General features: G+C 70.7%; 12 protein-coding genes and 1 pseudogene. 3 read left to right on the top strand and 10 right to left on the bottom strand.

Going from position 1 to position 25,860, the window contains the following annotated elements; genetic code table 11:
* Positions 1-444: 444 nt before the first annotated feature.
* The 4 genes from ACIHCX_RS05715 to ACIHCX_RS05730 all read right to left on the bottom strand — a co-directional run bounded on the left by ACIHCX_RS05715 (position 445) and on the right by ACIHCX_RS05730 (position 11,642).
* A complete protein-coding gene (locus tag ACIHCX_RS05715; RefSeq protein WP_400026933.1) occupies positions 445-2,736 on the bottom strand; it encodes a UvrD-helicase domain-containing protein in 2,292 nt (763 codons plus the stop codon).
* Positions 2,733-9,674, bottom strand: a complete 6,942-nt coding sequence (locus tag ACIHCX_RS05720; RefSeq protein ID WP_400026936.1) for a DEAD/DEAH box helicase — start codon at positions 9,672-9,674, stop codon at positions 2,733-2,735. The genes ACIHCX_RS05715 and ACIHCX_RS05720 overlap by 4 nt, the downstream gene beginning before the upstream one ends.
* 106 nt (positions 9,675-9,780) lie before the next feature.
* On the bottom strand, positions 9,781-10,347 hold the full coding sequence (locus ACIHCX_RS05725; RefSeq protein ID WP_400026938.1) for a hypothetical protein: 567 nt from the start codon (positions 10,345-10,347) through the stop codon (positions 9,781-9,783).
* A 68-nt stretch (positions 10,348-10,415) separates the two neighbouring features.
* Positions 10,416-11,642, bottom strand: coding sequence for an AAA family ATPase (locus ACIHCX_RS05730; RefSeq protein WP_400026940.1), 1,227 nt, complete (start codon positions 11,640-11,642; stop codon positions 10,416-10,418).
* Positions 11,643-11,936: 294 nt separating this feature from the next.
* Between ACIHCX_RS05730 and ACIHCX_RS05735 the strand changes: the two genes are divergently transcribed.
* Entirely contained in the window at positions 11,937-12,992 is a 1,056-nt protein-coding gene (locus ACIHCX_RS05735; RefSeq protein WP_400026942.1) for a beta family protein, read from the top strand.
* A 144-nt stretch (positions 12,993-13,136) separates the two neighbouring features.
* Here the strand turns inward: ACIHCX_RS05735 and ACIHCX_RS05740 are convergent.
* Both ACIHCX_RS05740 and ACIHCX_RS05745 read right to left on the bottom strand, forming a co-directional pair.
* Positions 13,137-13,205: pseudogene (locus tag ACIHCX_RS05740) on the bottom strand (VOC family protein); the annotation flags it as partial.
* A gap of 4 nt (positions 13,206-13,209) precedes the next feature.
* Positions 13,210-13,731, bottom strand: coding sequence for an ATP-binding protein (locus tag ACIHCX_RS05745; RefSeq protein WP_400026944.1), 522 nt, complete (start codon positions 13,729-13,731; stop codon positions 13,210-13,212).
* A 147-nt stretch (positions 13,732-13,878) separates the two neighbouring features.
* Between ACIHCX_RS05745 and ACIHCX_RS05750 the strand changes: the two genes are divergently transcribed.
* Positions 13,879-14,757: a helix-turn-helix domain-containing protein gene (locus ACIHCX_RS05750; RefSeq protein ID WP_400026946.1), complete on the top strand. Its 879-nt coding sequence runs from the start codon at positions 13,879-13,881 to the stop codon at positions 14,755-14,757.
* 1 nt (position 14,758) lies between these two features.
* On the top strand, positions 14,759-14,947 hold the full coding sequence (locus ACIHCX_RS05755) for a DUF397 domain-containing protein (RefSeq protein WP_400026949.1): 189 nt from the start codon (positions 14,759-14,761) through the stop codon (positions 14,945-14,947).
* Between the two features lie 61 nt (positions 14,948-15,008).
* Here the strand turns inward: ACIHCX_RS05755 and ACIHCX_RS05760 are convergent, their stop codons facing one another.
* The 4 genes from ACIHCX_RS05760 to ACIHCX_RS05775 all read right to left on the bottom strand — a co-directional run bounded on the left by ACIHCX_RS05760 (position 15,009) and on the right by ACIHCX_RS05775 (position 25,653).
* Positions 15,009-20,171 (bottom strand): class I SAM-dependent DNA methyltransferase, encoded by a 5,163-nt coding sequence (locus ACIHCX_RS05760; RefSeq protein WP_400026951.1) that lies wholly within the window; start codon positions 20,169-20,171, stop codon positions 15,009-15,011.
* 34 nt (positions 20,172-20,205) lie between these two features.
* Complete coding sequence (locus ACIHCX_RS05765; protein WP_400026953.1) at positions 20,206-23,253, bottom strand: DEAD/DEAH box helicase; 3,048 nt, start codon at positions 23,251-23,253, stop codon at positions 20,206-20,208.
* 71 nt (positions 23,254-23,324) lie between these two features.
* Positions 23,325-24,695 carry a protein kinase gene (locus tag ACIHCX_RS05770; RefSeq protein ID WP_400026955.1) on the bottom strand — a complete coding sequence of 457 codons (1,371 nt, stop codon included), beginning with the start codon at positions 24,693-24,695 and terminating at the stop codon, positions 23,325-23,327.
* Positions 24,696-24,891: 196 nt separating this feature from the next.
* Positions 24,892-25,653, bottom strand: coding sequence for a DUF6338 family protein (locus tag ACIHCX_RS05775; protein ID WP_400026957.1), 762 nt, complete (start codon positions 25,651-25,653; stop codon positions 24,892-24,894).
* Between the last annotated feature and the right edge of the window lie 207 nt (positions 25,654-25,860).

The following is a 25,860-nucleotide window of genomic DNA, read 5'->3' on the forward strand; positions in this document are numbered from 1 at the left end:
GGCCACATGGTGGGAGCACCGCTTTCCAGATCAACGCGCATCCGGTGGCCGCGCCCGGTCGGCGGAACGGCTCGGGGCGAATGAACGCCGTCGACAGCGCGCAGCCCCGGTGCCGTGGGCGGCGGCGATCGACCGGCGCCGCCGCGAGTACGCGAAATGCCCGGTCGCCGCCACAATCGTCGCGGTGACCGGGCTGACGGACCTGATCGAGGCGCCGCCGGTCAGATGTCCCGGAAGAGAGCAGCCGGCTCTGTGACCCGCGGCGATGGCCGGTCGCGTGGCGCTGACCTGCGCGAATGGACTTTCGGTTGTTTCACGCTCGTGCCTGTTGATGCAGCCGGAAGTCCCAGGAAAGTCCCAGGGGACTCCCCTCGCTCGTGGCCGACCATTCTTCAAGCCCCATAACGGGCAGGCCAAGGCCGAAACCTGCTGTGAGGCCGAGTGTCACCCGCCGCTGCGCTCCGTTTCCACCCACGAGCTGTCGAGGAACGGGCTGGGCCTGCCGTGCCAGAAGACGTCCACGCTGTCGCGTGCCCGGGTCGCGGCCACGAAGAGCAGGGATCTGGCCCGCTGCATCTCGTGCTGGTAGCGGGTGGGTTCGCGGTCACGCAGCCGGCTCACGTCCGCACGCGGAACGAGCCCGTCGGTCACGCCGGCGATGATCATCCGCTGGTACTCCAGCCCCTTGAACCGGAACATCGTGCCGATGTGCACGCCGCCGGAGCCGTTCGGGCCGTCGGAGCGGATCTCCACGGAGTCGATGCCGTGTAGCTTCAGCGTGTACCCCATCTCAGCCGCCATCTGATTGGTCGGGACGCACACCGCGATCTGCTCGTGTGGGACGGCCGTGTCCGGGTCCGCGTCCCACCCTGCGATCAGCGAGGCCACGCCTTCCCGCTCGGCCTCCCAGTCCGGGTAGGCGTGCCCGGCCGGGAGCCCGCCGTTGAGAACGGACCGATAACCGGCGAGTGTCTCCGTGCCGCCGTCGAGATCGTCGTAGGCCGTCTCGCCGAGGACTCCGAGGGCCGAGCGCAGGATCTGCCGTGTGGTGCGGTAACTGAGGGTCAGCTTCGCGGACCGACCGCGGATGTTGACGCCCAGACTGCCGAGCGTCACCTGGTTCTTGTAGATGCGCTGGTGGGTGTCGCCCACCAGGAACAGGTCGTCCGACGTGCGGGGGGCCATGGCACGCAGCATCTTCCAGTGGGCGGGGCGCAGGTCCTGGGCCTCGTCCACCACGATGTGGTGATAGCGGTGGCGCAGTCGGCCACGGGAGGTGTCCTGCAGGTGGATGTTGTCGAGGCCACCCCCTTCCTCCCGCTGCCTTGCGATGTTCAGGATGCGCTGTTCGCGGCCCATCTCCAGGCGTGCCGCGCGTTCCGCCACCTGGTCCCAGGTCTGCCTGCCGAGCCGGTCGAGCCGCTGGGTGAAGCGTTCGGCGAGCTGCCAGATTTCCGCCCGCTCGCCGCGGCCGATGCTCTTGCCGCGCCCGGCCCGCCGGGCACGGAAGTAGTCGGTGCGGTTGCCGACTGCCTGGCCGAGGATGACCTGGGTCCACTCCTCGTGCAGGAACTCCGGGTCCCAGGTGGCCTCGCCCAGTTCGTCCAGCAGCGCACGCCACTCGCGTACGGCCTGTCCGTCGTCGATGGCCTGCTTGCCGTTGCCGGGTTCGGCTTCGCGGACGACGCGCAGCGCCAGCTGGTCGACGTGACTGACGTCGACCCTGCCGAGCAGTTCCTCGCCGCCCAGCTCCAGCAGCCGGGAGCGCAGGTCGGCGGCGAGGTTCTTGTTGTAGGTGGTCAGCAGGACCGGCTTGTCGTGCCCCGGGGGGAGCTGCCGAACGAGGTGCCGTACCCGGTGCAGCGCGACGACGGTCTTGCCGGTGCCGGGGCCGCCGCCGACCCGGGCCGGGCCGCTGTAGCGGCGCTCGACGAGTTTGGCCTGGGTGGGGTGCAGGAAGCTCTTCCACCGGCCGAAGTCACCGCTCTCCAGCGCTCCGCGCAGGTCCTCGTCCGTGGTGGTGACGACCGTCGCCGGCCGCCGGGCGGCGGCCGCGAAGTCGTCCGGGTCGACCGGCTCGGCGGCAGCCACCGGCCTGGTCACCTGGTCGAGCACGTCGTCGTACGACGCGCCGTCGAACAGCGCGATCAGCACCTCTCCGGTCAACTGCGGTGCGTACTCGACGAGTCCGAGCAGCTGGTCCTCGGTGGTGAGCGTGCGGATGACGGGCAGCAGGGGTTCCGCGACGCCGAGGTCGGACAACTGGCGGTCGGACCAGGCCGCGAACAGCGGCTCGGACCGTGGTGCGGCGGGGGGTGGTCCGGGGACGGTCGGCGGGAGCGGCTCGGGCGCGTCCGATGTCCGGGCCGACGCGCCGGGCAGCCGGCCCAGGACGCTGTCCTCGACCACCTCCAGATCGACGTACTCGATGCCGCCGGTGACCTGGTTGACGCCATACGAGAGCCGGTTGTAGACGTCCTTGCGGTGCTTGACGGAGACGATCAGCCAGTCGTCGTCGGCGAGGCGCAGCAGCAGGGCCCGGTACTCGTCGTTGACGCGTGCGGACCAGAGCCGGTGGTCGCCCTTGAGCCGCTGGAGTTTGAGGCCGGCGGTGTTCGGGTTCGTCCTGAACTTGTGCTGGAAGTCGAAGAAGGCGCCCTTGACCGTGCGGGGGAGCTTGAGGATCTCCTTGTCGGCCCGGTCGAGCAGGCGCAGTGTGACGCCGGAGGTGGTCATCGCTTCGGCTCCCCGTCGCTGGTGGTGTCCTTGTCCTTGTCACGGTCTCGGCCGTCGAGCCGGGCGATCAGCTCCGCGCTGTCCCAGTCGGCCGCCGTGCGGACCGTCCAGCTGGCCGCCGTGAACGCGCGTTCCTGGTCCTCGGCCTCGTAGTCCGGCTCGTCGCCGCTCGGCCGGGGGGCCCGGACCACGCCGGTCCGGGCGTGCGGCCAGGCGAGTTCGGTCTGCCAGCCGTGGCCGTCCAGCTCGTAACCGTCGCGCGGGACCGGCACCGCCGCAGAGGCCAGCGCGTGCGCGAGCGCGGCGAGCCCCGGCTCCTCCGGGTCCAGCAACTCGATGACCCGGTCCCAGCCGGGGTCCCGCCGGTGGTCCGTGCCGCTGCGACGTTCCGCCGCCGGCTCCCGCGCGGCGGTCTCGTCCCCGGTGACGGCGGGGACGGCCGGTACGGCGGTGATTCCCACAGCGGAGGGCTCCTCCTCGGGCCGATGGACCGGGACGCGGGTGGACGTGAGCCAGCCCTCTCCGCCGGTCACGACGAGGGCCTCCGGACCGAAGCCGTCGAGCATGCCCGACGTCAGCTGCACGCTGTCACCGCCGCCGTGTTCGAGGAACTGCAGCACGTTGCCCCACCAGAGCCAGGCGCGCCAGCGCCGCTTGTGGGCCGGCCCGTCCTCCAGGGCCGTACCGCTGTCGTCGAGGACGGCCAGTCCCGTCCACACGGGCGGGGTGCGCCTGCCGTCGGCGGCCAGCACCAGGCGGCAGCCCGACGCGTCGGAGCCGTACAGCAACCGGACCGGCCCGGCGCTCCCGGCGGGCACGCCCTCGCGCAGCGCCTCCCGGATGCCCGCCACGGCCTCGGCGCCGGCCAGGGCGGATCCACGGACGCCGTCCGCTCCGCTCATGCCCGCGGCCACCGCCTCCGCCCGCCGCCGCCAACGCTCGGGATCGGGCGAACGCAGGTAGGCCAGGAGCGTCCGGGCCGGGTTGACCCACATCGTCTCGGCCAGCTCGCCGGGCAGCCCGCGGCCCACCCGGTCGTAGTAGTCGCGGGAGCGTTGTCGGCCGGTGGTGCCGTACGGCGTCCAGACGGAGGTGTCCGCGCCGGTCTCCGCGTATCCGGTGTCGTCGATCCGACGCCGCCACGCCATCACGTCGTGGTAGGTCAGCTGGAACACCCGCAACCCCTCGGCCCGGAGCCGGGTGCGCTTCATGGCGTCGTCCGCGAGCCGGTTGTGCTCGGGGGTGGCGTGGTACGCGTAGCCGTCGAGGTACAGCGCGACGCGGGGGCCGGGGGAGTCCAGCCGCTCCAGGAGTATGTCGGGCCGGGTGCCGTCCAGCGCGCGCTGCTGGGAGACGCGCCAACTCACGGTGGACCCGTCCGGTGCGGTGAGCCTGAGGTCCAGGGCGTAGGTGCCGGCCGAGGTGGTGTAAGCGTCCGCCGCGGCCTTCGACTCCGGCAGCTTCGCCCAGTCCCGCAGCGTCTCGACGAACAGCACCTCCAAGTCGCTCTCGGCCTGCCGCTGGAGCGGAATGTCCTGGGTGGTCGTCACCCGTGAGGTGCGCCAGCGTTCTCCGTCGGCACCGAGCAGTTCGTCCAGCATCTGCCGGACCTCGTTGCGGCTGACCTTGTCGTAGTCGGCGGCCGGCACCCGCCGCAACAGGCACCGATGGCAGCCGTCCATGCCCTTCTCCTGGCACGGGCAGTGCTCGATGACGTGGCGTGCCTGGTGCAGTACCTCCCGGAAGCCGTCCGCGGAGGCCAGCCGGTGCAGGTACCCGGTGCCGCCGGGCAGCCGGTCGTAGACGACCAGGAAGCGCCGGGGCCAGTCGTCCTCCGGGTCGCCCGCGTCGTCGGGCATGGTCGCCTCGGCGATGTCGATGTGGTCGGGATCGCCGCCGTAGCGGGCGGCGATCCCGGTGAACAGGACGGCGGTGAACGACGCGAGGCGCTCCCTGACGCGGGCCACCGAGGCGGGCAGCAGGATGCGGACGGCCTCGGTGGTCAGTTCGTGGGCCAGCAGCAGCGGCACGTCCCGGCCCGCGCCCTGTCCCTGGACCGGGGCCGCCGCGGCGCCGCGCAGCCGACGGCGCGGGCACCACAACAGATGGTGCGCCGAGGCCGGGGTACTCGTCGCGCCGGACTCGGTGAGCGCGTGCTGGGGCACGTCCACCACCGGTCTGCCGTCCGCCGTCGCGCCGCCGCACGAGGTGCAGACGTAGAACGGGTTGAGGCGGACGTCCTCCCCGGCGAGCGGCACTGTGCTGCTGCCGTCCTCGCGGTCGAGCCCGAGGTTCAGCGTCCGGATCGTGGCGTGGCGGGTGAAGTCCACGCCGAACACGGCCTCGTCGTGCCGCCAGGATCCGGGTACGAGACGGTCGGGGTCGATGTCGACGGTGGTGAGGGTCGCGTAGTGCCTGCGGTCACGTTCGTCGCGGTCGTCGCGCACCCGGGCGTCCTCCCGCCTGTCGCGGGACAGCACGCGCCGGGGCCGCAGCACGTACTGGACGCAGCCGGCGTCGGCGATCTCCCTGCCCCGGCAGCGCGGACAGGGCGTCGTGTCGCGCTCGGCGTTCTCGGTCCGCACGTAGCCGCAGGCGGGACAGAGCCGCCACACCGACCAGGCGCGCCGGTCGGGACCGCCGATGTCGAGGGCGCGCACCACGTGCCGGTAGCCGTTGACGTAGAAGCTGTTGCCGGGGGCGAGTTCGGTCAGGGCGAGGGCGCTGGACCGTTCGTAGTCGCGGGTCTCGCTGCGGTACACCTTGGTACCGGCCGGCCGGGCCCCCTCCTCCCGCGAGCCGTCCTCCTCGTCGTCGGGGGTCTGCGACCAGTAGAGCGTCGCCTCCAGGCGGGTGGTGGTGTCCGTCAGGCTGTAGTTCGGCAGCAGTCCGAGGTCCACCAGGGTCGCGTGCGCGGGGGACTGGCTCAGTTCCCGCAGCAGATCACCGGCGGCACGACGCTCGGCCAGCAGTTCGCGCCGCTCCCGGTCCTGCGCGTCGTCGGACCGGGCCAGCTGCCCGGCCGCCTCGTCGATCGCCGCGATCCTGTGGCGCACCTCCTCGCGCCGGCCGGTCCAGTCCTCCTCCGCCTCCTGCAGCACTCGGACGATTCCGCCGGTCGCGTACGCGCGCAGTTCGTCCGCCGCGTGCTCCGAGACGCCTTCCGCGTCGGTGTCCGGGCCGTCGCCGGTGGGGAACAGCGCGAGGAACTCCTCCACGAGGGCCGCCCCGTGCGTCTGCGCGGCGTCCGCGAGGTCCTGGCACCATCCGCTCGTGCCGAACAGGGCGGACGACAGCCGGGGCACGGGAGCGAGGGGCTCACCGTCCGAGGTCCGCAGCTCCCCGCGGGCCGCCAGGTCCAGGAGCCGGGCGGTGTACTGGCGGCGCAGGATCTCCACGGCCGACAGGTAGCAGCCCGGCGGCAGGATGGTCCCGGCGATCATCTCGCGTGGCTGGTCCAGGTAGTACAGGTCGCGTGCCCGGCGTCCGCCGAACGCGACCACTAGCGCGTTGCCCGTGCGCCGTCCGGCACGCCCCGCCCGCTGCACGTAGTGGGCCGGCCCGGCGGGCAGGGAGCCGAGCAGGACGGCCGACAGGTCGCCGATGTCGATGCCGAGTTCCAGGGTGGGCGTGCACGACAGGACGTTGGGGTCGGCGTAGTGCGTGCCCGCCTTGAAGGCGCGCTCGACGCGCTCGCGTTCGGGACGGCTGAGCATGCCGGTGTGCTCGGCCGTCACGACGCGGAACGTGCCGCCCGTCAGGTACAGGTGGCGGTAGTAGTCCCGGCGGTAGTCCCGCTCCCGTACGGGCCGGCCGGGGCGGGAGCCTTCGACCCCGGTGACGGACATGTCGGGCTGTGGCGCGGTGAGCCGCCCTCTGCACCGGTAGCGGGGGCAGGGGTGGCCGTACCAGCGGGTGCGCCGTTCGGGGACGACGACCTGCTGCCAGCCGCAGTCCTCGCAGGCGACGAAGGCCTTGTTGGCGACGGCGTCGTCGAGCAGCCGCACCTGGATGTGGCCGGGCTGGAGCCCGTACACCCGGGTCTGCCGGTCGCGGGTGGTCCGCGCCGACAGGACACCGGCGTCGGCGAGGTGGAGCAGCAGCCTGCGCAGGTAATCGGTCGCCCCGGCGGCGTCCAGGCCCAGGCACCTGCGGGTCCAGTCCTGGTACCAGCCCAGCCGTCCGGTGACCGCGTCGAACTCGGATCCGTCCTTCTGCCCGTCCAGCAGGAACCGGGGCGGAGCGACGCCCTCGGGGAAGGCGGGCATGCCGTCGGGCCGGCGCCCGGAGATGAGGTAGCGGCTGGTGCCGGCCTCTTTGATCCAGGTGTCGAGCCAGTGGTGGCGCACCGCGCCGCGCAGCCGCAGCCGCTCCAACAGGCCCCGGACGTAGGCGAGGTAGCGTTCGGGCGTGGGCAGCCCGCCCACGGCTGTCAGTTGGCCGGGCAGGGCCAGGTGCAGGTCCCGTGCCAGGTCGGTGACACCGTCGGGGTCGGTCACCGTCACCTCGGCCGCCGCGGTCCGCGTCAGTTCGAGGGTGCGGCCCATGCGGCTGCGCAGCCCGAACTCCATGACCGTCGCGAAGGCCAGCCGCTCGCCGATCAGCCGCCAGGTCCGCGCGTCGCCCGTGCCGCGGCCGGACAGCAGCCGGTCGACCCCCGGCTCGTCGTGGAGGTCGGGAGGCACTACGGCAGCCAGCGCCTCGGGGTCGTCCACCGACTCCAGGACCAGGCCGATCAGGTCGTTGAGGGATGTCGGAGTCCCGGATTCGTCCAGGTTGTGCGCGAGCAGCGAGCGCAGGGAGAACTTGTACGAGGCGTTCGCGACGTATCCCGCCCGGTGCGCCGCGTCCTGGGTCGAGTCGTTGAACAGCAGCGTCTTGCGTTCCTCCGGGACGAGCGCGATGTCGCCGCCGGTGAACAGCTGGGTGACCGTCGCCGAGGCGAGGGCCGCCTGGGCGGTGCCGAGGAAGCGGATGCTGTTGTCGGTGTGGCAGGCCGGGCACCGGTCGTCCTTCGCGGCCCGGTCGGCACTCTTGCGGTCAAGCACGGCCAGCGCGAACCAGGCGTCGACCAGTTCCCCGTCGTCCGCGAGGGTGGGCAGCCGGTAGGTGCCCCGTCCGCCGTCCAGGACGACGACGGACAGCGGGTCGACGCCGCCGTCCGAGGGCCGGGCGCCGGTCAGCGCGTCGAGTGTCCGCTGCCGCTCGCCGGGGGTGGCGGCGATGAAGTAGCGCAGGCGCCGCTTGTCCCGGCCGACTCCGGCCCGCCAAATGCGGTCCTGGGTGGTCACGAGCTGCTGCGGGTCGGCCTCGGGGGACAGGGCGGCCCATCCGGAGCGTCCGCAGTTGCGGCAGTAGACGGCCGGCAGGTGCGCCTGGGCGGGGCGCGGGGCGGTGTCGGCGCCCGGCAGGGGCTGCGGCCGGCGGCTCGACGCGTACGACGGCACGCTGCCGGAGGAGGTGTCCGCGTCCTCCTCGCCGGGCGGCGCGGCGTTGAGCGCGGCCCGGCGCGCGGCGGTGCGGTCGTCCTCGTACCAGCGGAACTCGGGAGCCGGTCCGACTCCGCGCAGCACGCGCGTCACGGGCCGCACCCACAGGTGCGCCTCGATGTGCAGCAGCGGCCGGGGCGCGCGCTCGTCGGAGTCCGGGTCGCGGGCGGCGGACAGCAGTGCCACGAACCGGGACAGCGCCTGGAGCGCCAGCCGGGGGTTCTCACGCGCGGTGCGGCCCCAGGAGTAGCCGAACGACCGGCCCAGCCGGTCCCGCAGCGTCCACTCGTCCAGCGGTTCGCCGTCGAGCAGCGACAGGACGCCGAGGGTGAAGTCGTGCCGCTTCAGCAGCCGTCCGACGCGGAAGGCGTCCAGACCGGAACGGCCCAGCAGCCGGGTGGCGAGCGCGTCCAGGTCCAGCAGGTCGGGCCGGGCCTCGACGTCCGGTCCGCCGGACACCGCGACGACCTCCTGCGGGCTCGGCGGTTCGGGCAGCTCGTAGTCGACGGCGCCGGTGAACTCGTCGGGAGTCATCCGCTCCTCGCCGACGACCGCGTCCGCCGGGAACGGCATGCCGAAGACCCGCGCCGCCACGTCGAGGATGCCCCCGGCCTCCTTCCCCGGCGCTCCCTCGCCGAGGGTCGCCGAGGTCGCCACCGGGCAGATCGACCCCAGGGGCCGGCCGGGCCGGGCCGCTCCGGTGGCGGCGGCGAGCCTGCGCAGCAGCATCGCCACGTCGGTGCCCTGCGCGCCGTCGTAGGTGTGGAACTCGTCCAGCACGACGTACGCGGGATCGGCTCCCTCCCACAGCCCCCGGTCCTCGCCGCGCTGGAGCAGCAGGTCGAGCATCTTGTAGTTGGTGATCAGCACGTCGGGCGGTGTCAGGCGCATCTCCTCGCGCCGCGTCATCACCCGCCGGAAGTCGGTGTCGGGCCGGTCGCCGATGTACAGACCCGCCGTGACCTGGGCCAGCTCCGGGCGCGCCAGGTACTCGGAGATGCGCCCCGCCTGGTCGGTGGCGAGCGCGTTCATGGGATAGAGCAGCACCGCCTTGATCCCGCGCAGCCCTTCGGCCTTCCGGCGCCGGCAGTGGTCCAGTACGGGGATCAGGAAGGACTCGGTCTTGCCGGAGCCGGTACCGGTGGTCACTAGGGTCGGCCGTGCGGGCCCGCGCAGCGTGGACAGCCGTGCCCACGCCTTGGCCTGGTGCCGCCACGGCAGGAACCCGGGAAACCCGGCGGACCATTCCACCTCCCGCCGCCAGCCGTCGTCGGCGACATGGAACGGTGTACGGATCCTCACGTAGGGCCCGCGGAAGATGCCGGTCTCGGGGTGCCCGAGGAAGCGTTCGAGAGCGCCGCGGGTGGTCTCGTCGGCGAGGGCGTACGTCGTCGTGAGGTACTGCGTCAGACTGCCGCGGAGCTGTGCGGCGGCCATGGTGGGCTTCACGACGGTCCCCCTTGCGATGCCGGTGCCCTGGTGATCGGTACCACCGTATAGGGGCTGACCGACAGGCCAGGCGGTCGGTGTCCGGGCCTGGTCACGTCCGCCCGGACTACTTCCAGCCCGCCAATTCGTCGGCGAAGTCGCGGAACGAGCGGTTGTTGCCGCTGGGGCGCGCGCTGACGTGACCGAGTCGGACCGCCGCGTCCATGATCCGCGGGGAGTGGGATTCGAGGTAGACCGGCTTTCCCAGGTACTTCTTCAGGTGTTTCTTTGGGGCCTCGAAACCTCCCAGGTCCTTGCCGCAGTCCTGGGGCCGCATCGCCCAGCCGGGCTTCACTTTGGGGAAGGCCTCCGGGAACTGCATCAGCCAGCCCTCCATCTCGAACGCGGCCAGTGCCAGGGCGGACTTGCAGGGGAGCCCGGCCCGCAACTCTGCCGTGATCCGGGCGCGTACTTTGTCGTACTCCCCGTTGGTGACGCCGTCCATGTCTGCATGCACCACGATGCCAACCAACTCGGCGCCGCAGTCCTTGGCCTTGGCCAGCGCACTCTTCTTGAGCTTGTCGACCCGCGGACTGAGCTGGTAGATGGCCGACGCCAGCCTAATCTCGTCATTGATGTGCTCGATATTCGGGCAAGTCCCGGGGTAGAGAGCCGGTATCAGCTTCTTGAGCACTCCGCAATCGTTCCGGCTCTCGCCGGCGACGACGATGACCGACTGTCTTTTGCCCGGGCGCCGAGGGCTCACAGCGAGCCTCCGACCGAGCCGGAGTACCAGAGATCACCGAGCGGTTCGTACTCGGACTCCTTCACGACCTCCCGAATCCGGCCTGGCATGCGGTCTGGGATGACGGAGGCGCCGCTGACACGACGCCCGCAGGGCACCCACTCGTCGGCGTCCAGCTTGTTCACGAAGACCGGGGAGTGGGTGGTCACCAGGTACTGGCTGCGCTCGCTGGCCTCGCGGAGGCGTTCGGCCAGGAGCTCCAACGCGTGCGGATGGATCCCGTGATCGACTTCCTCGATGCAGGTGAGCAGCGGCGGGCTGGGGTCGTGGAAGATCGCGAGCATGCACAGGATGCGGACAGTGCCCCAGGAGGCCTCCGTCAGCCGGGTCCGGCCGCGCAGCCCTTCTTCCTCCAGTTCCACCGCGGTCTGGTAGGAGGCGAAGTCTGGCGGTGTGACGAGATGGATGTCCCGGATCTGGGGCACGACGGTTCTGACGTCGTCCAGGAGCATCTCCCAGGCTTCGCCGTCCTCCCGTTGCTTGAGCCCGCGAAGGAAGTCGGCGAGGTTCGAGGCGTTGCTGTCCAGGTGCTGCCACCGCGACTCGCTGATGCCATGGGGCTTCCGTGCCTCGCGTACGTCCGGGTCGAACACCCGGATCTGGGAGAGGTGGCGCTTTACATCTGTCACAGCGCGAGCCGAGGGAGCGGTGTGCGGAAGTGCCGGCACCGGTCCCTGGTGGAGGGCCGACGCCATGCGGCCGACGTCGACCGTCTCGTCGGTGTGGTCTCCCGGCAGGTCGCTGTCGACCTTCACGGCGCTGCTCGTCAACTCCACCGAGGTCTGGCCGCCCTCCGTTGGATGCTGGACGAAGCGCTCGCGGCGGTACATCGCGTAGCGCTTGCGTGAACCCTCGGGCAGACGAGGCCGCGAGATGCTCAGCTCGTAACGGTCAGGTGCGTCCTCCGAGGCGAAGTCCGACCAGAGCCCCTCGACACCCACGCTGATACGTGACACCGGGCTCCGTCCGCCGCGAAAGGCCAGGACGTCGAATCCGCCGCGCTTCTCCAGCGCCGCCTCGATACCCGTCTCCGCCACGTCGCCCAGGAACTCCAGGGATTGCAGCACGTTCGACTTGCCCGCCGCGTTCGGGCCGGACAGGACGGTCAGCGAGCCGAGTGGCAGCTTCACGTCGGTGAGGGTGCGGAAGTTCCGCACGGTCAGACCGAGTATCCGGTGGTTCACGCCTCGCGCCCCTCGTGGAACGGCCGGGCGGTCGTGCCCGGTCAGCGAACTGGTCGGCGCACGGCGGTCGGTCCCGAAGGGGGCCGCTGAGTGCCACTCAGCTCCCCATGTGCATCGTCCGCTTGGCACGTCCGACCACCGAGCATGACGAAGCGTACAACTTGCGTCACACCGTCACCACGTACTTGAACACATCGGCCATGCGGGCCGAAATCGCTCTCTTTTCAAGCGCTTCGAGGTGAACGGACCCTGGTCGCAAGGGACGCGCACGGACGGTGCCGAGGGGGAGCCGAGATGTCCGGACCGCTTTATGTTCCCGTTCTGCCGGCCCGGCCGCACGCGGCCGGGGCCTGTCGGCGGCTGTGGCCGGACGTCCGGGCCGCGATCAGGCCGCTGTGGAACCTGCCGCCCTTGCCCGGAGTGGCCCCGGAGACGCTGGCCACGGTGGTCGGCAAGTACGTCGATCCGGTGAGTGCCGTCAGCCGTCACGGCGGATGGATCGATGCTCCCTTCGACGGGGACGCCCAGACCGCCGTCCTCGCCGAAGCGCTGTCCGTCTACTGCGAGTTGGGGCGGCTGCGGCCGGTCACCGGACCGGAGAGAACCGAGGCGCAGCAGGTGGCGGCCGTGGAGACGGCCCGGCGCTGCCTGCGCGGACTGGGCGTCCGGGTGCGGGTCACGGGCGAGTGGGACGGTCGCCTCGGGGAGGACGTCCGGGGTCTGCTGGCCCGGACCGGTCCTGAGGTGTCCGTGGATCTGCTGCTCGACATGGGCGCGGTCCTCGACGACCGGCCCGACGCGGGCAAGGAGGCGCTGCGCGCCCTCGACACGCTGATGCCCTTGGCGGTCTGGCGGAGCGCAACTCTGCTGGGAGGAGGCTTTCCCCGGGTCACCGCCGACATGCTTCAGGAAGGATCGTGTGAGGAGTCGCGGGCGGAGTGGCGCATGTGGCACGAGGTGCGCGCGACGGGCAGGGCCTATACTCCGCTGCTCGGTTACGGCGACTACGGGGTGCAGCCCCCGAGTGCCCTGTCGCAGGCCCCGGCACCCGGGAGGAAGGGCGGCCCGCCCTGGGGTGTGCTCCGCTACACCACCGAGAGTTCGTACCTCCTGTTCAAGACACTGACCCGGGGGCCCGACCGGATCGCCGTCAACCGCAGTGCGGCCAGTCGGATCATCGAACTGCCCGAGTTCCGGGGAGCGGGGGCCGGACAGGGCGAGGAATGGCTGAGCGACTGCGCGAACGGTCCGCTGTCGACCAGCGACGGCGTGGGCGGGCCCACGGAGTGGCTGCGGGCGGGAAACCTTCAGCACATGACGTACGTCGTACGGAGCCTGCCCGGTGGCTGAGCGGGCCCGCCGGGACCGGCCGCCCGAGCCCGACCACCCTGTCCGGGGCTCAGACGAAGTGGTGCGCCGCGCGGGCCTGACCAGGGTTCACACCTCGACGACCCAGTGGTCCACCAGCACGCCACCGCCTGCGTGAAGGCGCGGTCAGGCGGGCTGCCACAGTTCGACCCGATTGCCCTCAGGATCGGTGACCCAGCCGAATCGGCCGACGCCGGTCTCACGCCAGGCGCAGTTCCGCCCAGACCGTCTTGCCCGGCGCGCCCACGCGCGGCGCGACCGCCCAGCGGGTCGCCAGTCCCGCGACGATCAGCAGACCCCGGCCGAACTCCGCATCGCCGGGCGGTTCCAGGTCGGAGAGCAGGGGGACGCGTTCGGTCCGGGTGTCGGTGACCTCGACGAGCAGGGTGTCGGTGCCGTGGGTGAGCCGGACGTGGAAGTCCCGTCCGGCGACGTGCCCGTGCCGTACGGCGTTGACGGCCAGCTCGGCGGTGATCAGGGTGAGTGCGTCGTTGACCCGGCCGTCGTACGGGTGTCCCCACGCGTCGAGCCGGTGGGAGACCAGTCTGCGAGCGAGGCGCGCGCCGCGGGGCGAGGAGGTGAAGGCCATCGCGAACTCGTGGAGGGGGCGGAGGGTGTCGGACCCGGTGTCCGTCCGGGTCGCCGCCTCGACCGAGGCTCCTGTCTCGACTTCTGCTGTGACCTTGGAAGTTCGCCGTGCGGAGGAATTTCGGCTGTTCATGTGGCTCACGCTGCCGGTGCCGTCCTAGCGTTGCCAGATACGGCGCGCACACGGAGCGTTGCTGTAGGTGGCTGGTGTGCGGGTGTAGGCGGGACGGAGCGTGACGGTCGGCGCGGGGGCGCGTCGGCCGGGGGAGGTGGTACGGGGATGAGTGAACCGACGAGGCTGGTGGACGAGGGGTCCGAGAACGACGGCAGCAACGGGGACGGACGGCGGCCGGAACCGGACGTCAGCCCAGGTGTTTTGCGGGTCTTCGGGCGCCAGCTGAAGCGGTTCCGGGTGCGGGCGGGACTGGAGCGGCCCGAGTTCGGCTCGCTGACGGGCTATTCGGTCTCGACCATTGCAGCGTACGAGCAAGGACGCCGGGTGCCGCCGCCGAGGTTCATCGACCAGGCGGACGAGGCGCTGGATGCGGGCGGGGTCCTCCAGGAGATGAAGGAGGAGGTGGCTCGGGCGCAGTATCCGGCGTTCTTCCGGGACGCGGCTCGGTTGGAGGGGGAGGCGGTTGAGCTGTGGGTGTACGCGACTCAGGCGGTGCCCGGACTGCTTCAGACGGAGGAGTACATGCGGGCGGTGTTCGGCATGTGGCGTCCGTTGCTGGACGAGGAGACCGTGGAACAGCGGGTCGCGGCCCGTCTCGCGCGCCAGCATGTATTCGAGCGCAGGCCCGCGCCCCTGCTGAGCTTTGTCATCGACGAGGCGGTTGTGCGTCGACCGTTGGGCGGCTGGTCGGTCATGCGTGGTCAACTGGAGCAGTTGATGCTCGTCGGCGCGTTCCGGAACGTCGAGATTCAGATCATGCCGCTTGACCGAGAGGGCAATGCAGGCGTGGACGGGCCGTTCACCTTGTTGTACCGCTCTGGAGGTGATCAAGTGACTTACCTGGAAGCTCAGGGACGCAGCACAATGGTCAGTGACCGGCGGGAGGTTCAGGGAGTCGCGTCGCGGTACGGCATCATCCGTGCGCAGGCTCTCACTCCGCGCGAGTCGCTGGCCTTCGTTGAGAAGCTGCTTGGAGAGGTGTGAAGTGAACGAGACTCCGGGTGAACTGCCCTGGCGTAAGAGCAGTTATAGCGGTGGGGCTGGAGGAGAGTGTGTCGAGGTCGCCGGCTGCGCCCACGTCGTCCGCGTTCGTGACTCCAAGGACACAAGCCGACCCGCCCTCTCGGTCGCTGCTGCCGCCTGGGCGGCGTTCGTCGGCTTCGCCGCTCAGTAGGCAACAGGTCTGCCCTCGGTAACGCACCGGGGGTAGACCTGTATCGCGTCGTGTCTGTCGACTACGCCTTCTCCTTCTCGTGGACCGGTGGAGTCCAGCGCCCAGCGCCGATCTCGGCGTCCAGTCGCGCCTGGAAGTGGGTGTGCGCTGCCCGCATCTCGGCCTCGCGGTCGGCCCTGTAGAAGGGGGCCTGGTAGCCCTCGGGGGGCGGGGTGTGTTCCGGGTTTTCCAGGTGGGCCATGAGATCGAGGTAGTCCTGCTTGGTCTGGCCGTGGCCGTAGGTGTTGAAGTCGGCAGCGATCTTGCGGCCGTTGGCGTCGAACCAGGTCGCCGACTCGTAGTCGTAGAGCTGGGGGTAACGCGACTTGAAGATGGCGGCGAGCTGGTCGGCGGTGATGCCGAGCCAGACGGAGACCAGGGCATCGAGTTCTACGAGGGCGGCTCGGCGTTCGTGTTCGCTGCGGAGGGGGGTGCTGTATTCCCACACTGGCTTGAGGTTGGCGGCGAGGGGCTTCAGACGTGGCCATTTGGGATTGGCCCAATCCTCGTAGCCCGCCCAGCTGGGGTCGAACAGTTCTTCCCAGAGCGGTGCGTAGTGGGTAGTCAGGGCATTCAAGCGAAGAGTCCGCAACAAAAGGGCAGATGCTAGGGGGTGTGCAGGGTCTGGGGCGGGCATCTTGCGAGCCTCGGCGAAGTGGAGATTGGCGTTGCCGGTGATGCGAAGCAGATAGTCCAGTGGGAGAGTAGCCCAGAAGCCCGCGTTAAGTGCGGTCATTCGGTTGTTCGTGAAGGCCAGCGAGTTTACGGCATCGATGTGAGCTGGACCAGGCGGAATAAGGGCCGCTTGCAGGCTGCGGCTGGTATTGTAGGGAATCAACTTTCGCCAAGCCAGTCTGAAGTACGAGGTGGATGGCCTTTCGAGCCATGAGTCCTGGGCTGTCAAATATGTTTCCATGTCGGTGGCTCGTACGTAGTTGCTTACGGGGACGCACGTCGATGGGAGTTCGGTCGGCGCGAATTCCTTCCAGTGTCTCTGGTTTCGGCAGGGGATCATCGGCTCTTTGTAGAAAGGATTCGCGCATGAAAAGTGCGGCCCTTGCAGGATTACATCTGTTAGCGTGGAGACGTTTTTGTTTTCCCAGCGAATCAGACCTTCTTTCTTTGCGCCGCTTTCGTGGTACCCGCTTGAAGTCATCGGACTGTAATCGGCCAGGGTCCTGCGGTATGCGGTCAGTGCTTCGATCGCCCCTTGCTCGCCGATGAGCACTGGATACAGCAGAGTAGTCTGAGCTGCTCCCCCCGCTGAGTCTGTCAGAGAATTCCAGCTGGATAGCAAAATCATATCCACATGAACCACGCGCTCGCGGTGGGGGCGGATATCCCACGAGCTGCTGTGCTTGATGCCGGGTGTTGCCCCTTGTCCGTCATGAGTGAGGGACAAGGGCAGCATGTCTGCGTCTCGGAGCTGACTGACGTGCAGGAAGTTCGGTTCCTGTGATGTGCTGTAGATATGCATCCCGAATTCTTGGGAACGGGATAGGTCTTCGAATGCCCAGTTCGCTGAGTTAACGAAGTGTCCATGGACCCGAAGGTGGCGGTAGGCGGCTGATCGGATTAGACCCTCGCGTGCACCGCTGAAGTGCGTGTCCGGGTGAATTAGGCCCGCGCTGCCATGGAGTGCGATGTGCTGCCAGACTTGAGCCATGAAGGCGCGGTAGAGGTCACCTTGGGTGCCGAGAAGAAGGGGGTACGTGGCCGGGCTGCCCAACATGCCCACGGCCCCCGCATGCATCACCAACTCACGCAGGAGAAAGTTCAAGCTGGCTGCATGGTTGGCCAGCAGGTCTTCCTTGCGTAGCCGCCACTCCGCAGTACTTGGTTTCTCCGCCAACATGAACCACGGCTCCAACTCCGCCAGAACCAGATCCTCCTGCCACTGCGGCCTCACCCAAGGCGGATTCCCCACCTGCAACTCAAACCCACCCCGCGCAAACACCTGCGCGAACTCCAGCTCCCAGTGGAAGAACCCCTGCGCCCTCGCCACGTCCCTCGCCGCGCCCGCCCACAGGAACCGCTCCTCCAGCGACTGGAACCGGTCCATGCCCATCCACTCGGGCAGCTCGTCCTCGTACACGGACAGGTCGTCCAGCGTCTCGAACGTCGACACCAGCGACTCCTCCGGCACGTCCTGCGTGCCCAGCAGCGCCTGGGCGAAGTCGATCCAGTCGTCCAGGTCGGCGAGCGCGATGACATCGCGGCGCTCACCCCTGATCTGCTCCGCGCGGCGGCCGGTGCGGCGGCGGGACACGGAGTCCCGCGTCAGCGTCATCTGCTGGGGCTCGGCCATGAAGCCGGGCAGAGCGTCCGCCTCCCAGGCCAGCAGAACATCGTCAGCGCCGCTCTCCTCACCACCCACCACGCTCACCGCCTCCAACTCCGCCGCCCGTGCCGCCAGTGCCTTCGCCCGCGCGTACCGCTCGTCCGTACCGTTCAGCAGCGCGGCGTTCTGCACGGGCCAGAACCACAGCGCGCACCACGCGTCCATCAGCGTCTTGAGGCGCCAGTAGGGGGTGTCCTCCGCCTGGAGGTCGGCCAGGATCACGTCCCGCTGCACGGCCGTCTTCGGCCGGCGCAGCCAGTCGTCCTCCGCTCCCCACACCCGGATGTCCCGGGAGATGTCCCGCTCCGACAGCTCCAGCCGCCGCACGACCAGACCCCACAGGTACTCGGCCCGCCGGGCCAGCCCCTGGAGCTTGGCCGTCTGCTTCGCCGTCGGGGACTTCGTGACCGCCTTTCGCCACGCGGCCAGCGCCTTCGCCTCCGCCGGGGCGAGTGCCTTCGCCTCCTTCTCGGCGGCGACCGCGCCCCACTCCTTCGCCGGGAGGAGGAAGTGGTGCACCGCGCCCTCAGGAAGCGGCGCGCCCCCCACCGCCTTCGCCAGCGGGAAGCGTTCCGGGGTGGTCCCCAGCCAGCCGCCTTTCTTCAGCCGCTCGGCCGCGTACACCTCGCGCCGGCCGCCGATGAGGGAGTTGCCGCGCCGCAGGTGCAGTCCGAACCAGGGGGCCTCCATGCCGGGGTGCATGGTGTTGAGCCACAGCGACACCTCCGCCAGCTCCACGGCCGTCTCGTTGAGGTCGACGCCGTAGGAGTTGTGCAGCGCGATGTACGCCTTCGCCTTCTGGAGCTCGACCGCGTACTGGTCGGTGTCGATCGACCGCCGCAGCTCGGCCTGCCTGCGCCGCAGGTACTCCGCCGCGACCTGGTTGATCGCTTCGTTGAGGAAGGCGCCCGAGCCGAGGGCGGGTTCGCAGATCCGCCAGTCCAGGAGGTCCTTCGCCTCCGTGGTGTCGGTGAGGAGCTGCTGGAGGGCCAGCTGCACGGTGACCCGCGTCAGCGACTCGGGCGTGTAGTACGACGCGGAGGTCTGCCGGTCCCGCCCGGAGAGGCGGTACACGAACGTGCCCGGCGCGTACCGCACGCGCAGGTCCTCACCGGTGAGCCGGTCCCGGCGCCGTACGAACACGGAGTCGTCGTAGTCGGCGATCTTCGACGCGGGGACGAGCCAGGAACCGTCCTTCGGGTCACCGTGCCTGGCGACCTCGTACAGCTCCTCGCCCGCGATGAAGCCGCTGTACGACATCAGGCCCTCGTAGACCGCGCCGAGCTGGTTGATGCCGAGCTGCGCGTACGAGATGAAGCCGCCGCGCTCCCCTCGCTTCCCCTGGGTGATCATCAGGCTGTGCAGCACCTGGTGGAGGGTGGCGTTGCGTAGCCGGGTGTCCAGGTGGCGGACGGACTCGCCGCGCGCCAGGGCCTCGTCGGAGTCGTATCGCGGGTCGGGGAGGCTGTCCGCGCCGATCAGGCGGATGGCGTCGCGCTCGAACAGCTTGCTGTGCAGCGGCTCGAAGCGCAGGCCGACGTCCTCGCTGGTCCGCGCGTCCACCGCGTCGGTGTCGGCCGGCTCCACACCGTGGGTGCGGCGCGGGCGGTAGCCGTCCTGCACCTTGCGGAACAGCAGGTCCAGGGACTCGTACAGGTAGAAGCCCTTGCGGGCGGTGTCGCCCACCGGCTCCCGCTCGGCGACCAGCTCGCCGAGCCGGCCGAGTCCGTACCCCTGCTGGTACTCGGGATAGTCGGCGGGCAGGATGCCCAGCTCGGGGCGGGCCTCCGCGTACAGCAGGAACAGGATCCGGTAGAGGTAGCGCAGCGACTCACGGGTCAACCGTCGGCCCAGTTCCGGGAGCTCGCCGATGTCCTCGGGGCGGACGCCCTGATCGCGCAGCCGCTGGAGCACCTCGTTCGCGATCAGCTCGACGCTCTTGCGCAGGCCGTCGCGGAGTTCGCTGGAGACCCCGACCGCGTGCTTGGCGGACTTGCCGACCAGTTCGGCCAGCGGGTTCTCGCCGCCCTCCTCCGGTGCGCGCAGCGAGTCCGCGCCGAACAGCGCGGCCACGGTGTCGAGTTCGCCGCCCGCGCGGGTGTCGTTGCGCTGGAGCGCGGTGTCCAGGGAGACGCCGAGGTAGCGTCCCTCGCCCCACACCGCGCGGTCGGCGAGGACGATCACCCCGCCGCCGAGCAGCAGCACGTACCGGGGCGGCTCCTCGCAGGCGAACAGGAAGGAGGCGAGCTTGGCGCCGGCCTTCACGGGGTGCGGGCCGTCCAGCGGCACCGGTTCCAGCAGGCGCCCGCGGTCCTTCGGGTCGAGAGCGGCGTCGGGTTCGGCGGCCCAGCCGCAGTCCAGCGCGACCAGGCCCTTCTCGGCGTGGGCGACCGGGACCTCGTACGCCTGGCCCGCGCGCTCGACGGAGAGGACGCGCGGCTTGGCGTCGTAGCCGAGCGCGCGCAGCACCTCGGCGTTGAGGGCCCGCACCTGCTCCCGCCACTCCGGCTTCCCGTAGGTCAGGACGTCGTCGTCGGTGTCGCGGACGGTGATGATGCCGTCCTCGTCCTCGGGGAGGGCGAAGGAGGACCGCGCGCGGAAGTAGCCCCGGCGCAGCTCCCGCAGTCCGGCGCGCGGGGTCACCGGGAGTTCGGTCCGGCCGGGCGTGGGCGCGGCGGAGGTCTCCTCCTCGGTTCCGCCGTCGTGCCCGGCGGGCGGCTTCGCCGCCTCCTCGCGCTCCTTCCACCGCTGGAGCAGGCCCGACTTGAGATCCTTCGGCAGCACCTCGGCCAGGTAGTGAGCCGAGAAGTAGTCGCCACGGTTGACCAGGGAGTCGTACGTCATGACAGGGCTTCTCTCAGAGGGTCACAGACCGGGGTCACAGGGCGGCGGGCGGGGGCGAGTGGCGGAAGGCGGACGACGACGGGGCGGCCAGGGAGACGGGGGGCGCTCCGTCACCGTTCCCGCGGCCGGCGTCCGCGTCGGTGTCCGGGACCAGCACCGCGAGGACCCGCAGCAGGGGCCTGCCCGTCGTCAGCAGCGAGTCGGCGAGATCGGCGAGGCGTTCCCGGGTGCGTTCCCCGTCCAGCGTGGGCTGTTCCCAGGCGCCGAGCCGCAGCTTGTACTCCTCGACGGGCCGGCGCAGCGGCTCGTCCCAGGCGTCGCGGTGGGCGTCGAGGAACGCCCCGGCCGTCTCCAGCACCCGGGGGAGAGCCGCGCGCAGGGGCCCGGGATCGCGGTAGCCCCGCTTGTTCGCCATGGCGGGGCCGACCCCGGCGCGCCGCAACAGGGACACCATGTCGTCGACGGCCAGGCCCTCTCGGGCGGCCTCCCGCCAGGTCACACCCATCCACTTCACGACGGTGGGTCGGCCCAGCTTGTTGGAGTACACGCCCTGGACCAGGTAGACCGGCTCCGCCACGTGCGCCGTGATCATCGGCGCCTCCTGTCGGCCGAGGCCGACCAGGACCTTGTCGGTGAGCCATTCGACGACCGGGTGCAGGTCCGTGAGCAGGGAGATCTCGGGCCAGCTCGACGCGGACGACTGCCGGGCCCGCTGGAGGGAGTGCTCGGCGAGGCGGCGGTTGAAGGTCACCAGCAGCCGCTCCCGCAGCCGCTGCTCGCGCAGGTAGTCCGAGGGCAGTGCCTTGAGGCGGTGGACGAGTTCCGCCGGGGGGCGGAAGGAGATCAGACCGGACTGCTGGTCGCGGTCCAGCTCCAGCCGGTCGCGGGCGTCCGGGTACACCTCGCGCAGCGCCTCGTCCACGAAGTGGGCGGTGGAGTCGAAGAGACGGGGGAGCACCGGGCTCGCGCCGGCACGGTCGTCCGGTGACGGCGCATGGGCCGCGGCCGGGGCGCCGTCCCCGTCCGCTCCCGGGTCCCCGGCCGTCCCCGCCGTCGCGTCCACCGAGCCGAAGAAGTCCGCGAGGAAGTCGTCCAGACCGGCGTCCTGCCCGTCGGCCCCGGCGCGGGGCGTGTCCAGGGACTCGTCGACGGTCCTGCCCCGCAGCAGGTCCTGGATGAGGGACCGCTCCTCCGCCTCCGCCCGGTACAGGCCCGTCACCGCCTCCGCCGTGCCCAGCGCGCGGTGCGCCTGGTCCTCGCGTTGCAGCAGCCGCTCGGCGACGACCGTGTCGTCCTTCGCGCCCTCCACCTCACTGGTGAGGATCAGCGCCCGGAACTCCGGCGGGTGGGCCTGCCCGTACCGGTCGATACGGCCGTTGCGCTGCTCGATGCGGATCAGCGACCACGGCACGTCGTAGTGCACGAGCTGATGGCACTGCCGGTGCAGGTTGACGCCCTCGGAGGCCACATCACCGGTGAGCAGGACCCGGACGGGCGTGTCGGCCAGGCCGAACTCCTCGACGCGGTCCATCTGCTGCTCGTCCGAGAGTCCGCCGTGCATGACGCGGACGCAGTCGCGGGCAGCGCGGCCACGGAAGCCGAGAGCGGCGGGCAGTACCCCGGCCAGCCACTCCAGGGTCTGGACCCGCTCGGAGAACACCACGACCCGCGCCTCGGATCCGGGTCCCACCCCGATCTCGTCGCGCAACTGCAGCACCAGGGCGCCGAACTTCGCGGAGTCCGCCTCGGTGAGGCCGGCGGCCAGCTCCGACAGTCGCCGCAGGGCGGCGAGTTCGGCCTCGCTGCCGCGCCGGTCCTCCTTCTTCTCCAGCGTCCTGATCCGCGCGGAGACCGTGGCCCGCAGCGCGGCCGGGGAGGACAGGAACGACTTCAGCAGCGTGTAGGGGAAGAGGGGGACGGCGCTGACCGAGGCGCCGCCGTCACCGGGCAGCCAGACGGCGGCCAGCTCCTCGAAGATCCGCTCCTCCGCCGGGGTGGCCGGGCAGTGCACCGAGCGGGAGGGGCCCCGGTCCGCCCACTGGCCCTTCATCTGCTCGCGGACCTCCGGGCTGATCTTCGTCCGCCGGATGAACAGGTGCTCGATGTCGGCGGCGCGGTAGTTCTCCGCGTCGCGGATCGCCACCGGGTCCAGCAGCCGGATCAGTTCGGCGAAGGACCTCGCGTCACCGTTGTGCGGGGTCGCGGAGGCCAGGATCAGGGCGTCCGTGCGGGGGGCGAGCGTGCGCGCGAGCTGGTTGCGCAGCGAACCGCGGTTGATCAGGTTGTGCGACTCGTCGATGACGACCGCGTCCCAGCGGATCTGCTCCAGGTGGTGCCGGTACTGGTCGGTGTTCTTGAGGGTGTCGATGGAGACGATGACCCGCTTGAACGAGGTGAACGGGTTGCGGCCGGCCGGGATCTCCCGCTGGACGCGCTCGATGCCCACCGAGTCCAGACGTACCAGCGGGATCGCGAACCGCGTCCACAGCTCGTGCTGGAACTGCTCCAACACGTGCTGCGGGGTGACCACCAGGATGCGCTCGCCCCGGCCGCGGCGGATCAGCTCGGCCAGGGTCAGACCGATCTCCAGTGTCTTGCCGAGCCCGACCACGTCCGCGATCAGCAGCCGCGGGCGCAGATTGGCGCCGGACAGGGCCAGCTGGGCGGGCCGGCGCTGATAGGGGAGCGGGTCCATCAGGAACGAGTCCGCGAGCGCCAGGCGGTGCTCCGACTGGGGCAGGGCGGTGCGGCGCAGCACCGCCTCCAGGAACAGCCGGGAGCGGCGGTAGTTCGGGGAGTCGTCCATGACGAGTTCGGTCGCGCCCGGGTCGAGCAGTTCGATCCGGTCCAGGCCGGAGAAGAACACGGCCTCCTGGTCCCGGACGAACTCCGACACCCCGGTGACCTCGATGCGCGTGCCGTCGTCGGACGTCGGCATCGAGCTTCTGACCAGCCACTCCTCGTCCCGCACCACCACCAGGGCACCGGCCGGGTACTGGTCCTGCCCGGTCGTGGCACCGGTCTGTTCCGCACCGGTCTGTTCCGCGTCGGTCTGCTCCACGCTGGTCTGGACGGCGGTCACCGGTGGCCTCCTGAAGCGGGTCGATCGTGCGGGTGCGGGCCCTCTCCAGGGCCCGCCCATTATCGCGGGTCTCAGGGGCGTACGGGGCAGAAGGGTGTACTGGCCGCATACGCCTCGCGCAGCCGCCGGGCGGTGATCCGGGCCTGCGCCGAACTCCGCAGGGAGGGCCGGTCCGCTCTGCCGCGCCCGGAGGAGCGGCGGGGGGACAGCGGAGCGGCGGACGTCGCGGCGGTCGGATCCTGGCCCGGACCGGCGGCCATGCCCCTGGCCCGAGCGGCGGGTGCGGAGTCGGCAGGGGCGGCGGCGGACGGCTCCACAGGGGTGCCGTCACGGCGGAGCAGGAGACGGGGATCGGCGGGCGTCCGCGCCGGAGCGGGCACCGGTGGAATCTCGGAACCGGCCGGGGAGCCGTCCTGCCGTCGGTGAGCCGGCCGGGAGTCCGCCGAGTCTTGTTCCCGCCCGGTCGGCGGGGGCACGGGGGGAGTCCAGGCCGCCCCGGGCTCCGTGCGGACCTCGGGTCCGGACGCACGGCCGACGGCGAGGAGATCGTCCAGGACGTGGGTCGGGGCGGCCGTGTACGTGGTGAGCCTGCGGCGTGCCTGGGCGACCTTCAGCCCCTGTGCCTCGATCAGCGCGCGGCACCTGCGGACGACCTCGGGGAGATCCGGCCGGTCCTGGGGGCGGTGGGCCAGCATGGCGGTGAGCAGTGGCACGAGCTCGTCCGGGACCCCGGACAGATCCGGTGCGACCGTGGGGTCGACGACCTGGTGGAACAGGAGATGGATGTTGTCGGCACGGTAGGGCGGATGGCCCGAGGCGGCGAACAGCAGGACCGCGCCCAGCGCGTACACGTCGACCGCCGGTGTCAGGGGCTTCTCGCCGTTCGCCTGCTCGGGCGGCATGCAGGAGGGTGTGCCGACGACCGTGTGCGGCGCGGTCAGCGACACGTTCGACTCCGCGAACACCGCGAGCCCGAAGTCGATCACCTTCGGTCCGTTCGGGCCGAGGAGTACGTTGGCCGGCTTCAGATCGCGGTGCAGCAACCCCTGGCGGTGCACGGTGGCCAGGGCCTCGGCCAGCGTCGCGCCCAGAGCCGCCGTCAGCAGCGCGGGGAGCGGACCGTGGGCAGCCACGTACCGGCTCAGGTCGAGGCCCTCGACGTACTCGGTCGCCAGCCACGGGCGCTCCGCCTCCGGGTCGGCGTCCAGGAGGGCGGCGATCCGGGCGCCCCAGATCGTCTTGAGGATCTCCACCTCCTGCGCGAACCTCGTCCGCGTCTCGGAGTCGACCACGGACGGCTTGATCACCTTCACGGCGGCCGGTTCCCCGCCGGGCGACTCGCCCAGGTACACCTGGCCCATCCCGCCCTGCCCGATCCGGCCGAGCAGTTCGTATCCGCCCAGCTCGGCGGGATCGTCGGGACCGAGGGGGGCGATGTGCACCTGAGGCCTCACTTTCAGCACGGTCGAGGGGCGGGCAGCCCCTGCCAAGCTAGACCACGCTCTGAGGGAAGGGCATGCCACTCAGCTCGGGTGACGCGGGCGAGCCCTGATCCGGATCGTGGCGAAGGTGCGACGGTTCCGCAGGGCGGACGCCTCGCGTCACTCTTCGTCGGTCGTGCCGGTTCCGGTGTCCGGCTCAGCGACCGGAGGCGGCGTCGGCGGAGCCTGCGTCGGCTCGGGCCGACTGCCGACGGGCCGGTACCCCCTCTTCCCGTTGGGGTCCAACTGCGTTCGTGTCTCGGTCACCTGCCGTGTCTCCCTCTTCGGTCTCGGAAGGTACCTCGACGAAGTCGAGGAACTCCACATCATCCATCCGAATATAGATCCCGCCGGAACGCGGCAGTGGACGTTCGAACGATCCGGCGCTGGACACGGCCCATGTGGTCTGCAGATACAGGTCTGCGGCTTCCGGGTAGCCGGAGGTGTAGGACCTCTCCCCGTAATACCCGCCCACCCAGTGACCGCTCTTCAGGCGGGCGCGTACCAGACAGTGGCTCCGACGCTGGAAGACCTTGTCCCATGCCGTGGGGGTCGGGTCGTAGGTGGACCGGCTTCCTCGCGAGCCCAGCCATGAGGTGAGCCAGGCGGCAGCGGCCGGCACCACGATCAACAGGGTTGTCGCTGTCAGCGCGGTGACGCGAGGGTTGTCGGCTGCGCCGGTCAGCCAGCCTCGGCGACGGTCGTAGACGAGGTGCACCAACCACGGGCCGGCGAGCAGGACGTAAAGGGTGTCGAGAGCGATACCTGCGGTGATGGCTCGGAGTATGCGCTCTCCGAGGTCTCTGTGACCCGGGACCGGACCGCGGGCGCGTTCGCGGACGAACTGGTAGGTCACGCCGGGGAGTACCAGAAGAAGAACGATCACGACCTGGGTGACAGTGGTGGGCGCGTGCGGCATCGTCGTATGCCCTTCCGAACAGCGGGTGCAGGATCCTCGCGACCTGATGGCCTGATGTTCCCTGATTCCGCGATGACTTGCGGGTACCGCAGACATACTTGCGTAGCGACTGCTCACTGTCGGGGAGGCCGGGACAACTGATGCGGGACCATCTGCTTCGCATACGCACCACGTGGGTCGACAGTCTCGCAGCTCGGGTCTGCCACG

Source organism: Streptomyces sp. NPDC052043 (assembly GCF_044548235.1).
GTDB lineage: Bacteria > Actinomycetota > Actinomycetes > Streptomycetales > Streptomycetaceae > Streptomyces.

Bases quoted from the DNA above. Each gene is read 5' to 3' on its own strand.
- ACIHCX_RS05715 (WP_400026933.1), bottom strand. From the start codon at position 2,736: ATGACCACCTCCGGCGTCACACTGCGCCTGCTCGACCGGGCCGACAAG.
- ACIHCX_RS05735 (WP_400026942.1), top strand. From the start codon at position 11,937: ATGTCCGGACCGCTTTATGTTCCCGTTCTGCCGGCCCGGCCGCACGCG.
- ACIHCX_RS05745 (WP_400026944.1), bottom strand. From the start codon at position 13,731: ATGAACAGCCGAAATTCCTCCGCACGGCGAACTTCCAAGGTCACAGCA.
- ACIHCX_RS05750 (WP_400026946.1), top strand. From the start codon at position 13,879: ATGAGTGAACCGACGAGGCTGGTGGACGAGGGGTCCGAGAACGACGGC.
- ACIHCX_RS05760 (WP_400026951.1), bottom strand. From the start codon at position 20,171: ATGACGTACGACTCCCTGGTCAACCGTGGCGACTACTTCTCGGCTCAC.
- ACIHCX_RS05775 (WP_400026957.1), bottom strand. From the start codon at position 25,653: ATGCCGCACGCGCCCACCACTGTCACCCAGGTCGTGATCGTTCTTCTT.